12 protein-coding genes are annotated in these 13,071 nt (G+C 56.0%); 3 read left to right on the top strand and 9 right to left on the bottom strand.

Annotated elements, in window-relative coordinates; genetic code table 11:
* Positions 1-16: 16 nt before the first annotated feature.
* Together NST08_RS02840 and NST08_RS02835 are read right to left on the bottom strand one after the other, a co-directional pair.
* Positions 17-1,762: an NAD(P)H-hydrate dehydratase gene (locus tag NST08_RS02840; RefSeq protein WP_341341429.1), complete on the bottom strand. Its 1,746-nt coding sequence runs from the start codon at positions 1,760-1,762 to the stop codon at positions 17-19.
* A gap of 197 nt (positions 1,763-1,959) precedes the next feature.
* Complete coding sequence (locus NST08_RS02835) at positions 1,960-2,592, bottom strand: NAD(P)-dependent oxidoreductase (RefSeq protein WP_341342604.1); 633 nt, start codon at positions 2,590-2,592, stop codon at positions 1,960-1,962.
* Between the two features lie 356 nt (positions 2,593-2,948).
* Here NST08_RS02835 and NST08_RS02830 point away from each other — a divergent pair, with 356 nt between their 5' ends.
* On the top strand, positions 2,949-3,842 hold the full coding sequence (locus tag NST08_RS02830; RefSeq protein ID WP_341341428.1) for a hypothetical protein: 894 nt from the start codon (positions 2,949-2,951) through the stop codon (positions 3,840-3,842).
* A 382-nt stretch (positions 3,843-4,224) separates the two neighbouring features.
* Here NST08_RS02830 and NST08_RS02825 read toward each other — a convergent pair whose 3' ends face one another.
* A complete protein-coding gene (locus NST08_RS02825; protein WP_341341427.1) occupies positions 4,225-4,977 on the bottom strand; it encodes a MerR family transcriptional regulator in 753 nt (250 codons plus the stop codon).
* A gap of 11 nt (positions 4,978-4,988) precedes the next feature.
* Positions 4,989-5,972, bottom strand: coding sequence for an alpha/beta fold hydrolase (locus NST08_RS02820; RefSeq protein WP_341341426.1), 984 nt, complete (start codon positions 5,970-5,972; stop codon positions 4,989-4,991).
* A gap of 219 nt (positions 5,973-6,191) precedes the next feature.
* On the opposite strand from NST08_RS02820, the gene NST08_RS02815 reads away from it, so the two are divergent.
* On the top strand, positions 6,192-7,082 hold the full coding sequence (locus tag NST08_RS02815; RefSeq protein WP_341341425.1) for a hypothetical protein: 891 nt from the start codon (positions 6,192-6,194) through the stop codon (positions 7,080-7,082).
* Positions 7,083-7,290: 208 nt separating this feature from the next.
* On the opposite strand, the gene NST08_RS02810 is transcribed toward NST08_RS02815, so the two are convergent.
* The 4 genes from NST08_RS02810 to NST08_RS02795 all read right to left on the bottom strand — a co-directional run bounded on the left by NST08_RS02810 (position 7,291) and on the right by NST08_RS02795 (position 10,553).
* Entirely contained in the window at positions 7,291-7,515 is a 225-nt protein-coding gene (locus NST08_RS02810) for a YezD family protein (RefSeq protein WP_007130487.1), read from the bottom strand.
* A gap of 171 nt (positions 7,516-7,686) precedes the next feature.
* Positions 7,687-8,550, bottom strand: a complete 864-nt coding sequence (gene cysW / locus NST08_RS02805) for a sulfate ABC transporter permease subunit CysW (RefSeq protein WP_007130488.1) — start codon at positions 8,548-8,550, stop codon at positions 7,687-7,689.
* A gap of 21 nt (positions 8,551-8,571) precedes the next feature.
* The gene (cysT, locus tag NST08_RS02800; protein WP_007130489.1) at positions 8,572-9,429 is read right to left on the bottom strand and encodes a sulfate ABC transporter permease subunit CysT; all 858 of its coding nucleotides are present in this window, start codon (positions 9,427-9,429) and stop codon (positions 8,572-8,574) included.
* A 29-nt stretch (positions 9,430-9,458) separates the two neighbouring features.
* Positions 9,459-10,553, bottom strand: coding sequence for a sulfate ABC transporter substrate-binding protein (locus NST08_RS02795; protein WP_213613143.1), 1,095 nt, complete (start codon positions 10,551-10,553; stop codon positions 9,459-9,461).
* Positions 10,554-10,936: 383 nt separating this feature from the next.
* On the opposite strand from NST08_RS02795, the gene sleB reads away from it, so the two are divergent.
* Positions 10,937-11,596 carry a spore cortex-lytic enzyme gene (sleB, locus tag NST08_RS02790; protein ID WP_341034508.1) on the top strand — a complete coding sequence of 220 codons (660 nt, stop codon included), beginning with the start codon at positions 10,937-10,939 and terminating at the stop codon, positions 11,594-11,596.
* A 162-nt stretch (positions 11,597-11,758) separates the two neighbouring features.
* Here sleB and NST08_RS02785 read toward each other — a convergent pair whose 3' ends face one another.
* The gene (locus NST08_RS02785) at positions 11,759-12,838 is read right to left on the bottom strand and encodes a lactonase family protein (protein ID WP_213613145.1); all 1,080 of its coding nucleotides are present in this window, start codon (positions 12,836-12,838) and stop codon (positions 11,759-11,761) included.
* Positions 12,839-13,071: the final 233 nt, after the last annotated feature.

The following is a 13,071-nucleotide window of genomic DNA, read 5'->3' as shown; positions in this document are numbered from 1 at the left end:
GTCGGAAGCGTATGTTTTAGAGGGCATCGATGACGTCGCCGGCAAGGATGGAAGCCGGGTGCCCGCGGCGTCTGGCCGCCTCTTCGCCGGCCCGCCCGTGCAGCCACACGCCGAGCGCAGCGGCACCGGGACCGGAATATCCTTGCGCCAGCAGGCCGGCGATGATGCCGGTCAGCACATCCCCGGTTCCGCCGGTCGCCATGCCGGAGGTGCCGGTTGTGTTGATATAGGCGCTGCCGTCCGGTGAGGCGACAATGGTTCGCGCGCCCTTGAGGACGAGCGTAACCCCGTACCGGACCGCATATTCGGTAGCGACGCCGATTCGGTCCCGCTGCACCTCGGCCGTAGAGATGCCGAGCAGCCTGGACATCTCGCCGGGATGCGGAGTGAGCACCGTTGCCGCCGGACGAACCTTCCAGGCGTCAACGACGTCTGCCGATGACAGCATGTTCAGCGCATCGGCATCCACGACCATCGGCCCGTCCCAGCCTTCCCACAGCTTGCGCAGCCATCCGGTGTCCCCCTCGAAGCGGCCAAGCCCGGGACCTACTGCCAGTACGTCCCGCGTCTTTGCCAGCTCCAGCACCCGCTCGGCGGAAGCTTCGTCCCAATAGCCTCCGCTCTCCTCGCCTGTAGCGGGGGCGAGCATGACCTCCGGGGCCGCACCGCTTAGCGGCAGCACCAGGCTTGCGGGCAAGGCCCAGGTCACGAGACCGGAGCCCGCGCGCAGGGCCGCCCGGGAAGCGAGCAGGCCTGCACCGCTCATCGTGCGGCTGCCTCCTACAGTAAGCACGTGCCCGTAGGTGCCCTTATGCCCTTCCGGAGAGCGGGGACGGGCAACATCGGCATCAAGGACCGTCCGCAGAACATGCGGCGTCAGCAGGTAGGTGCCGATGCCAAGGTCCCGGCAGAGGGAGGCGGGAATGCCGATGGATCGCACGACCACACGGCCCGCGGCCCCGGCGCCGGGATATTGCACCAGTCCCCGCTTCAGAAAGGCGAGGCACACCGTCACCTCGGCCGAGATGCACGGCTCGTGCAGCGCGCCGGTGTCGGCGTCCAGGCCGCTCGGAATGTCCGCGGCCACGATCGGAAGGCCGCTCGCATTGGCGGCCTGGATCAATTCGGCGTAAGCCCCGCGGGGGGCACCCGCCGATCCCGTGCCCAGCAGCGCGTCCACGATCCCGGTGAACGCGCGGAAGTCCACGGCATCTCTGCCGTGGACCAGGACCTGGATGCCGAGCGCAGCTGCGGCATCCCGCTGCAGTGCCGCCTCGCCGGCAAGCGTCGACGGCTCGGCGGCGTAAAGCAGCGTGACGCGCATGCCGGCGTCACGCAAATAGCGGGCGGCGGCTGCGCCGTCGCCGCCGTTGTTGCCCTTGCCCGCCAGGATGAGCCAGTGCTCCTGCCCGGCCGCTTCGGCCGGCAGAAGCTCATCCACCGCCACAGGCGGCGGGCAGGCAGGGCCCAAGCCCCGAAGCGGCGCTGCCGCGCCCGCTTCGGATGCGCCGGCGGGCGTACAGGCGCCCCGCCGCGCAGCACCATCCGCAGCGCCGTATTGCGGCGCAGCATCATTCGCCGCCGGGCCATGCCAGGCTTCCGCCATCCATCCGCTTCCGGCTCTCTTGTGCAGGCATAGCTTCAGCACTTCCTCTGCGATCACCCTGCCCGCATTCTCCATCAACGCTGCCGCCGGAATGCCGATCTTCTCGATCGTATGGCGGTCGAGCAGCCTCATCTGCTCCGATGTTACAACATACATCCAAGCTCTCCCCTTCGCTTCGATATATTCCTGTGCTTCGGTTCTGGCACAATCGCCCTGTGGTTCGCTTGTTCGCTGGATCGAACCATCAACGATTGAAACATGCCTCCAAAGGATCAAGGATCCCAAAACCTTGGGCTGCTTTTATTGAAGCTTGTTCGACACAAATTCAGCTACAGCAGAAGGCTCAGGCGTATCTAGTACGCTACCGTGAAGCGGGCCCGGATAAATTGCGGATCCTCCAGCTCGTCGATCATGGCTACCGCATAATCCTCCACGGATATGCGGCTTGCACCGCTCTCGTCCGTCACCAGCCGGTCCATCCCGATGCGGAACTGGCCCGTGCGTTTCCCCGGCTCTATGATCGCCGCCGGGCTGACATATGTCCATTCAAGATCACTCTGCGCGTACAGATCGTAAGCATCCGCATGGGCACGCGCGAGCGTCCGGATCTCCTCAGGAAATTCGGGCGTCTCCATGAGCGGAACGCCGCTGTCCGTGATCAGGCTGCCCGCGCCGCCGACGATGAGCAGACGGGATACGCCGCCGCGTCTTGTCCCTTCCACGATCGTGCGGGCCGCAGCGACCAGCTCTTCCTCCTGTCCGAATGACGGGCCGAAGGCGGAAATCACCGCCTCATGACCTCGAATGGCCTCTTCCAGCGAGGCAGGGTCCATGACATCCGCCTTTTGCTTTTTCAGCCGCTCATGCTCGGTGTCAAGCCCTTCCGGGTTGCGCATAATCGCCGTCACCTCATGGCCGCGCCGCAAAGCCTCCTCTGCAATTCGCCGCCCGATCGTACCGCTTGCTCCTATCAATGCTATGTTCATCATTCATCGCTCCTTCTGTTCACAATTATAGTACATTTCAGTCGATCGAATATGGAACAATCCATTCACCACCAAGCTTCTTTTGGCAGGCTGACGCAAGACGCAAGACGCAAGACGCGCCTTCTATTTACTTATCCCCAGTCAGCGGGGTTCAAACTCCCACAATTTCATTTTTTCTCCAAACATAGAGACTATAGACCTATATAAAGCATGATGTACATTTCCGATAGTAAACGTAAGTGCATAATTACGAAATTCGATTGCATATAAAATCGATCATCCGCCCTGACAACGTTTCTTCGATTGTCGAATTATGCTAGGTATACCCGATTTTTTATTAAAGGAGCCATTCAACAATGAAAAAGCACGCCCTTCGCTTCCTGACGCTCTGTCTCGCTTGCGGATTGCTGATGCTGACCGGCATGTCCGTCCACCCCGGGCCTGCGAAGGCACAGTCCCATCTCAAAGCCACCTGGTTATGGCACACCTCGATGATCCAAAGCTCGGCGGATGATATTATCGGCTTCGCTTCCCGTCAAGGCGTCAATCTCATCTATCTCCAAATGAATCAAGATGTACGTCCCGAGCATTACCGCAAATTCATCCGGCTTGCCGGGGAGAACGGGATTCAGGTTCATGTGCTCGGCGGCGCGTCGAATTGGGCACTGGAGTCGGAGCGGCACCGGATCGATACGTTCCTCAACTGGACCGCCGAATATCAGGCTGCTGCCGCTCCTGAAGAACGCTTTACCGGCATTCATGTCGATATCGAGCCGCATACGCTGCCTCAATGGAAAACGAATCGCGCTTGGCTCGTTGAGCAGTGGCAATCCAATGTCCGCTATCTGGTCAGCCGGGCCCACTGCCTGGACCTGCCGGTTGGCGCGGATATTACGTTCTGGCTGCATACGTATAGCCTTCCGGATCAATCGATGACGATCAGCCGCTGGATGATCGGCCAGTTCGATCAAATCGCGATTATGGCTTATCGCGACACGGCCGCGAATATCTATAACCTGGCGGCTGCGGAGCTTAAAGAAGCAGATGCCCTCGGAGAAGAAGCGCTGATCGCCGTCGAAACGAAATCCAGCAATGAAGGGGAGTTTATCACCTTCTACGAGGAGGGCGTCTCCTTTATGGAAGAGCAGCTGCTCAAGGTCGACACCATGGCGAGCTCGCATTCCTCCTTCTCCGGTTTTGCGGTTCATGAATTCCGTAGCTGGAGAGCGCTGTACGAATCCGGTCTCTAACGTGCTGGAGGCCCGCCTGCCGGTAAGTTGCCGGCAGGCTTGAATTTATGGATTGACAGCATAAAAAAGATGGCGTATTCAAGAGGCTGTTCCTCTGACGCCATCTTTTTTGCTGGCTTCCCAATTCGACCATTCCGCCGTGCATCTCGCCCGGTCCGATCTCAAACGGTTAACAAGAGAAGCAAGACATATCCCACCGTCATCTTCGCGCGGCAAAACGGCGCTTTTTTCACCTGCATTTCCATGATCCCGCCCCTCCCTCTCTTCCCTGCAAGCAGTGATGATTTAGTTCATTATATGCGGCTCGCCCCCTTTTGTTTCCCTAAGGAAACACTGTTTATTTGGGGCAATACCATAAACCTAAAAGTAATGTGTTTCAGCTTTACAGGTCGTCAGGATAGCGCTTCAAGACTTCTTGCAAATATTCCTCGGCCTCTATGATCAGGCGGCGCTCTCCGGCATTCCATCGATCTCGATTATGGTCGACTGACGTGAAGGCGGAGAGGATCCGTTCGTCACCCTGTGTCGCGTGGTGGACCATTCCCTGCCATTCCTTCGCCAAGGTTCTGGCTAATTCGGACTCGACGGGAACGCCGGATGCGTTATACGCTGCCGCTTGGAGCGATATTTTTCGGAACCTATTGTAAAAATCCAGGGCCGCCTGCTCCGAATCAAAAACTTCCTGAAACAAACGCAAGTCTTCTTCCGAATATTCGTACTCTCTCCACGTCGACATATCGACCTCGTCCAGGGATCGCATAAGATGGGATAACAGCTCCCAAGGAACCTCGTAACCTTCGCTCATCAATTCCTTGGCCACATGCAAGCCGTCAAGCTTGGCCTGTATGCTCTCTTTTTGCGAATACAGCACCGATGCCTGATAATCCAGAATACGCTCGATGTCTTTGACCTCAGTACCTACGATCAATTGTTCTTTGATCTTGCTTAATGAAAAGCCGATCGCCCGAAAGAACATGATCTGTTCCAGCAAATATAGTTGTTTTTCATAATAAACCCTATGACCCGACTCGTCCCGTTCCGCCTTCAAAATCCCTTCATTGTCGTAATACTGAACGGTTCGCGGCGTGATTCCCGACAATTGGCTGATTTCTTTTACGGAATATTTTTTTCCCATAATCCCATCCCTCACTCGAGTTTATCTAAGAAGGCTTCTATCGTTTCAGACAACGCCTCGGGATATTCCCCGTTAATGGCATGAGAGGCCTCTTCAAAAAGCACCATCTTGCTCAAAGGGTCTTTCAAGGAATTCACGCCGGCCTCATAAGACTTCTTCGAATCGTGCATCGTTGACTTTCCGGCCAATATACCGAGCACCGGCATCTTCAATTCGGCTAATTGTTCCGGCTTGATGGTTTCCGGCATGGGCAGCTTGCTCTTAAACGTCCGCATCCCGGTTTCGATTAATTTGGCGGTCGGGTCGCTATCATCCACTTCGGCTCCGCCGGAGATATAACTGAGCATCTTCTCCCGGATCGGTTTGGGTACAATGGGAACGGTCGCAGGAATGGATGCTAAGATCATTTTAAAGGGAATCGGGCCGAACACATAGACCGGATCCACCAAGATGAGCGACTGAATGTTACCGGGATGCTTGAGTGCCGCATTAGCCGCGCTCCACCCGCCGAACGACAGTCCCAGCAAATGGAGTTCCGATTCCGGCAGCTGGTCCAACACTTGCTGCAGCCAGGCGGCTTGATCAGCAGCCGTACGAATGCGGCTTGTTTCCGTGCTCAATCCAGGTTCTCCGATCAAATCAAGCGTATATACAGGGCGATGCTCAAGGAAATCGTTCAGGTTGGCTTCCCACATGGGGGTTGCGGATCCCTTTCCAGGTAGCAGCAGCAGCGGCGTTTTATCCGGCGTGTCACCGTTTTGGAACTTGTAGACCTGCACCTCTCCGAAATCCGTACGGATCTTCAGGGATTCCGCCGGTTTCGGCAAGTGACCCATCGCCTCGCGATAAGCCGCCATATATTCCTTGCGCCCGTCTTCTGTAACAAAGCCGCTCATCGAACCATCATCTCTGAATAGAAAACCGATTAGCGTCAGTATAGCCAGTATTGCAAAGAGAATGCTGCCCAGGACGATCCATCTTTTTTTTCGTTTCATTTCAAATCCCCTCCTGAGGCCACTATAGTCTATAACGTAACGTTATAGGCAACCCCCGCTGAACCCTTGCCTACTCGCGTTCTCCCCTTCCAGGGTTAATCATAATTATGTCGTTTGCGTTTATGTCCCCCTAATCTGTCCCTATCGATCTTCGAATCGGCTTGAAATCATTTCCTTCTTATGCAATAGTGAAAATAGAATAATGAAGGAGGGATCCGCTTGTCCCTTACGGATTGGATTTACGATCTGTTCGGCTCGCTGAACGGGCTGCTGGCGGTATTGCTTGCTGCTGCCGTATTTTCGGGCCTCTACATATATAGCGCATCACGGCTGCTGGGAGCGCGCAAGGACTCGCTCTCCCGCATCCGGCAATCCCTATCGCTCTATACGAAGCTGGCAGGCCCGCTTAGCACAATGATTGATCATCCGGGCCGAAGCGCTGTTCCCGAGGAGCAGCTGATCCGGCTGCTGCAGGAATGCAAAACCGCGGATCGGCTGACACACGAGCTTCACGGGCAGATCGATATCTTTCTGAGCGATCGCGATGAGTCGAGGCTCATGATGCTGTATAAGCAGCTGAACCGCGAGATCAATCATTTGGTGCAGGAGCGCGACGAGCTTGTAAAACGGCTGGAGCAGCCGGGCTGGGGCATGGGACTGTGGCTGCTGCTGAAGCCGGCCATACCGGCTTTATCCCTGGCGGCGGCTATTGTGTGGACCGCAAACCTTGTCCAGGGACTACAGGAGCACCAAGGCTGGACCAACCCTTATGTATGGTGCTTATGGCTGTCGAATATGATTGCTACCGTTTCTTTTTACCGGCTGCTCATGGACTCCCGCAAGAAATCCCACGGGCTGATCTACATCCTGCTTCATCTGCTGATTGCCGCTTTAGCCTTGCTCAATCTGGTATGGGCCGAAGCCTCGCCCTATGTACTGACTACCCAGATTCTCCTGTACATTGCCGGATTTCGCTTCACGGTGACGCGCAGAAGACGGGAGCGTCCGTATGCGGGGCATCCGGAGCTGCTTGATCAGTTCGTGCAGCAGCCGGGCACCGCTCAGACTGGCGGCGATCCGGCATCCCCGGACGAAGAAGGCGGACGCTAAAGCCGCAGACTTCCGTGCTAATGCCGCAGGCTGGTGTGCGTTCATTCCATGTGCGCGACCTGCTGACGGTACCCGGCCAACCGGGTTATAGTGGATACAAAAAAAAGCACCTCCGCTTCGTAAGTTAGCTTACGATACGCGGAAGTGCTCTTTTTCTCTATGTCACTTGTACTTCACGTTGACAATCCGGTTCTGCCGGCCCCAACGATTATTTCACGTTGGCACTCCGGTTCTGCTGACCCGAACCCCGGGACTGCCCTGCCGATTTGGCCGCTCCGGAGGCCGTATTCTCAAACCGCTTACGCTCCGTTCGTTCCATCTGAACGATTTGTCCCTCATGCACCACAATTTGCAGCGAACCAAATTCCATGTCGTTTAGCAGACCTGCAATGCGTTCAAGCCACTTTTCATCTACTTTAAGAGGTTTAGCCATGGATACGCCTCCTTAACGGGCAGGGCCCAAAATATGTGAATATGCGGATGCTTGATCTGTTTATGCTTGCGGGGGTACAAGATAACATTCCTGCATCCGAAGGTTTATTCTTTCTTTTCCAACCCGTATACTATGAATTAACTTTACATTAGCACGGGATGGAAACGACTGTCAATGGACATTTTTCCGAGTAAGCCAATTTTTAAATAATAAGGTGATTAGCGCCAAAAGCAGGAGCAGAGAGGCTGCGGCAAACGATGCCGAGAACTGGTATTCATTGTATAAAATCTCGACATGCAGCGGCAGCGTGTTGGTCTCTCCGCGGATATGACCGGAAACGACCGAGACTGCGCCGAACTCGCCCATGGCTCTCGCGTTGCACAGAATGATGCCGTACAGTAGGCCCCACTTGATGTTGGGCAGCGTCACCCGCGTGAAGATTTGCCAGCCCTTCGCGCCGAGCGTCACGGCCGCCTCCTCTTCCTTCGTGCCCTGTTCTTCCATGAGCGGAATGAGCTCCTTGGCCACGAACGGGAATGTCACGAACAGCGTTGCCAGCACGATGCCGGGGACGGCAAATATGATTTTGATATCATGGCTCGCAAGCCATGGGCCAAACCAGCCTTGACGGCCGAAGACCAGCACGAAGATCAGCCCGCCGATCACCGGCGATACGGCAAAAGGAAGATCGATCAGCGTAACGAGCAGCTGCTTGCCCTTGAAGCTGAACTTCGTAATCGTCCAGGCTGCGATGACGCCAAAGATCGTATTGAGCGGCACCGCAATGGCGGCCACCAGCAAGGTGAGCCGAAGCGCGGACAGCGCATCCGGGTCGGACAAAGCCGCGATATACACATCCCAGCCCTTCTTAAGCGCCTCCGTCAGCACCGTGACGAGCGGCAGGACGATCAGCCACAGCAGCACGAGTCCGGCCAGGCTGATCAACGTCCACTTCACCCAGCGCTTCTCCTCGGCCGCCGGGGACGCCGAGGCCCCCTTCTTCACGGATGCCGCCGCAGGAACAATTCCAGCCATCGTCATTCCCTCCTTCCAAGGTCAGCGCGCGGTCTTTCGCGTCCAATGCTGCAGGATGTTAATGCCGAGCAAGAGCACAAAGGAGATGAGCAGAAGCAGCAAAGCCACTGCCGTTGCCCCGGCGTAATCAAACTGCTCCAGCTTCGACATGATCAGGAGCGGCGCGATCTCCGTCTTCATCGGCATATTGCCCGAGATAAAAACGACGGAGCCGTATTCCCCGATGCCGCGGGCGAAAGCAAGGGCAAAGCCCGTCAGCAGGGGCGGGATCAGCGTCGGAAGGATAATCGTGCGGAAGGTCCGCCATCTCCCCGCGCCAAGCGTTGCAGCCGCTTCTTCGGTATCCCGCTCCGCGTCCTCAAGCACCGGCTGCACCGTTCGCACGACAAACGGAATGCCGATGAACATCAGAGCCAGCGTAATGCCTAGCGGCGAGAACGCGGCTTTGATCCCGAGAGGTTCAAGCAGCGACCCGATCCAGCCATTGGCGGAATAGATCGCCGTCAAGGCGACGCCGGCCACCGCCGTCGGCAGGGCGAACGGCAGGTCGATCAGGGCATCCCACAGCTTTTTGCCAGGAAAGTCATAGCGGACCAGCACCCATGCCAGCAGCAAGCCCAGCACGGTATCCGCGAGAGCCGCCAAGGCGGCGGTCGTCAGGCTGACCCGATAGGATGCCAGTACCCGCGGGTCGGCTGCGACCGACCAGAACTTCTCCCAGGTCAGCCCCGTCTGATTCAGCAGCAAAGCCGACATCGGCACCAGCACGATCAAGCTCATGTAAAATACCGTAACTCCCATGCCGACCCCGAATCCGGGAAGCACGCTGCGATTGCCGCTCCTTTTCTGTCGCTTAAGCACAGCCATTATCTCACTCATTCCTTTCCGCCTTCGGCCTTTTAGGCCGATCAGCTGCCCGGCACGTAAATTTGATTGAAGATTCCGCCGTCATTGAAATGCTTCGTCTGCGTTTCCTCCCATGTTCCGAAGACGTCCTTCAGCGTAAACAGCTCGATCTCCGGAAACTTGTCCTTATACTTCTCGCTTACGCTAGCCAGCGTCGGCCGGTAGTAATTGTCAGCCGCAATCGTCTGTCCTTCCTCGCTGTACAGGTACTTCAGATAGGCTTCAGCGACCTCCCGTGTGCCGCGCTTGTCGACATTCTTATCAACAACGGCGACCGGCGGCTCGGCCAAGATGCTGACGGACGGATTGACGATTTCGAATTTGTCGGGACCGAGCTCGTTGATGGACAGGTAGGCTTCATTCTCCCATGCCAGGAGCACATCGCCGATGCCCCGCTCCACGAAGGTGGTTGTCGCGCCGCGCGCCCCGCTGTCCAGCACCGGTACATGCTTGAACAGTTCCTTCACGAATTCCTGCGCCTTCGCTTCATTGTTGTTGTTCGCCTTGAGGGCATAGCCCCATGCCGCGAGATAGTTCCAGCGTGCTCCGCCGGAGGTTTGCGGGTTCGGGGTGATAACCTCGACGCCCTCCTTGATCAGATCCGGCCAATCGTTGATCCCCTTCGGATTGCCTTTGCGAACGAGAAACACGATCGTAGACGTGTACGGGGAGCTGTTATGCTCGAACTTGCTCTCCCAGCCTTCTTCGATTAGCCCGGCCTGGCGGATCGCATCGATATCATAGCCGAGCGCCAGCGTTACAACATCGGCCTCCAGGCCGTCGATAACCGATCGGCTCTGCTTGCCCGAGCCGCCGTGCGACTGCTTAAACGTAACCTTCTGCCCCTTCTCCTTCTCCCAATACGCGGCAAATGCCTTATTGTACTGATCGTAGAGCTCTCTCGTTGGATCATAGGACACGTTCAGCAGCTCTACGCTCTCCTTGGCGCCCTCTGGTGCGGGCTCCGAAGCTTTAGGTGTATTTCCTTCCGCCGCATTCTTGCCCTCTCCCTGCGTACCCGATCCGCACGCCGTGAGCATGACGGCGAGCAGCATCGTTAATCCTGACAGAACCCCTAATTTCAACGCTTTGTTCATACCAGACCACTTCCCTTATTTTTCTCTACTAAACAGGCCGCAGGATCATCAGTCCAAAAAAAAGACAGAGGAAGGCTCGGCAGCATGAAATGAGCGTGGGACCCGGCCTGTTAAAGCTTAGGACCCTGCTTCATGCTTGGGAGCGTTCCTCCGTCCGTACGGTGAGAACGATATATAATAATTCCTACCTGTTTAGTGTGTTATTTGTAATTGTAATGAGTCACGGTGCTGCTGTCAAACCTTTTTTTTGAATAAAATCCAGTAAATTTATGCTCGGTCCAAAGCACCATTTTTCATGGAAAATCCCCCGCCGTTACGCGATTTTCCATATCCTGATGGTTGTATGCCGCCGCTTCCGTCCTTATAATTCAACCCGAAAGGAGATGATCATCATACGAACGAAATTGCGGAAAAACATTTCTGCTCTTATCTTAAGCTTTCTTCTGTTTATCCCCGTGTTCGCGCAGCCGGTACAGGCAGCAGCCACATTAAAGCCCGGAAGCGCCAGCGGAGATGTATGGGATCTTCAGTATCGCTTGAAAACGCTTGATTTCTATACCCAGCCGCTCGATGGTAAATACGGACCGAACACCAAAGCAGCCGTCCTGCGTTTCCAAAAAGAGTACGGCGTGCCTGCCGACGGCATCACGGGTCCGCAAACCTGGAGACAGCTGAAAAAATATACGCTGAACCAGTCCGAAATGGACATTATGGCCAAAATCATCTACAGCGAAGCCCGCGGCGAGCCCTATAAAGGTCAGGTCGCGGTCGGAGCCGTTGTCATGAACCGTATCCAGTCGTGCGAATTCCCGAATGACATTAGGGGAGTCGTATTCCAGCCGCGGGCCTTCACAGCCGTGGATGACGGCCAGTATTGGCTGACGCCGAACCGAACCGCCTATAGGGCGGCACTTGATGCGGTGCGGGGTTGGGATCCGACCTACGAGTCGCTCTATTATTTCAATCCGGTCACGGCGACCAGCACCTGGATCTGGTCCAGACCGCAGACCGTGCAGATCGGCAAGCATATATTCGCCCGATAACCTCCGGCTGGCCGAGGTCTGCTCCGGGCATACTGTGACCGGGAATTACAACTACGTTAATGGGTATACAGCAAGGGGCAGCTGCACCGTCAGGCGGTGATCGCTGCCCCTTTATCTATGCGCGGGAAGAGCCTCTGTTCTCGGCCGTCTTCCTTCAATATGCTACCCCCTAATCACTTTCGCTTTCGCCTTTTCCACCGGGCAGATGCATACCGGACGTGTAACCTCCAGCGTATAGCCGGTCGATACCAGGTTTCCGTTGTCCGGATCGATCCGGTAGCTCGCGATCAGACTGCTGTCCTGATTCGCCGCAAGCAGAAATCCTCCCGGGAGAATATTGAAGTGGCGCGGGGTTTTTCCACCGGAAGAAACCCAATTCACGGCTCTCAGCATACCGGTATCCTGGTCGATGACATACTGGACAATGCTGTCATGCCCCCGGTTGGAAGCGTACAGCCAGCGGCCGCATGGGGATACCAGCAGATGGGAGGACGTGTTGTTGTCCATCACGACATCCTCCGGCAGCGTGGACGCATGCTGAAGAATTTTCAAATCCCCGAATGTTGCATCATACGCATAAGCCGTTACGGTGCTGTTCAGCTCATTGGTGCCGTACACCCATTTCCCGCTCGGATGGAAGGCTACATGGCGCGGACCTGAACCCGGCGGCAGGCTGATTTCGCGGTGTGTCACCAGCTTGCCCTCATCCAGCCGATATAAATTGACGTCATCCATGCCAAGATCGCTGACGACGATATATTTATGCTGCGGGTCTTCAAACACCGAGTGAGGATGCGCCTCGGATTGGCGGTCATCGCGAAGCCCGCGTCCGCTGTGCTTAATCTTGGAGACGATTTCGCCCACTTTGCCGTCCTTCTCCAAAACCAGCACGGAAATATGCCCGTCGCTGTACCCCGTCGTAAGCAGATATTTCCCGTCGGACGTGCGCGACACATGACAAGCACCGGACGAGCCGGTAGGCTGGACGTTCAATATGGTCAATTCACCGGTTACGAGATTCGCAGAATACGCGGCCACCTTGCTCTCGCCGATCTCGCTGGCGGCATACAGCACCGAGATGGACTCGTCAAAATCCAAATAGGTCGGATTTTCGATGCCAGCGGTACCGCCGAGAAGCCTCAGCTCTCCGGTATTCCGATCCATCGCTCCCCAATGAATGGCATTCTCTTTCTCGGAATTATACGTTCCTATGTAAAATATCAGTTCCTGTCCTGCTGTCATGTGATCCACTCCTTTATCATTGGATAGAAAAGCCAATCCATCAGCGTTTGTCTTCGCTCACTATGTATTACCCAGCATCGCCCCGGTCTTACCGTTACTTGAGCAAAAAACGGGCAAGCGTAGACCGCAGGGCATTCCATATATTAGTCCCATAGAAAAGTATTGCCGGAGCTGGTTTTATCATGTACGATTACCACGATTACTACTCTATTCTATCATTAGATGAGGGAGAT

It is taken from the genome of Paenibacillus sp. FSL K6-1566 (genome assembly GCF_038050475.1).
GTDB lineage: Bacteria > Bacillota > Bacilli > Paenibacillales > Paenibacillaceae > Paenibacillus_AQ > Paenibacillus_AQ lactis.
Note: the sequence above shows the minus strand (reverse complement) of the source record. Positions and strands in the feature narration are given on the sequence as shown.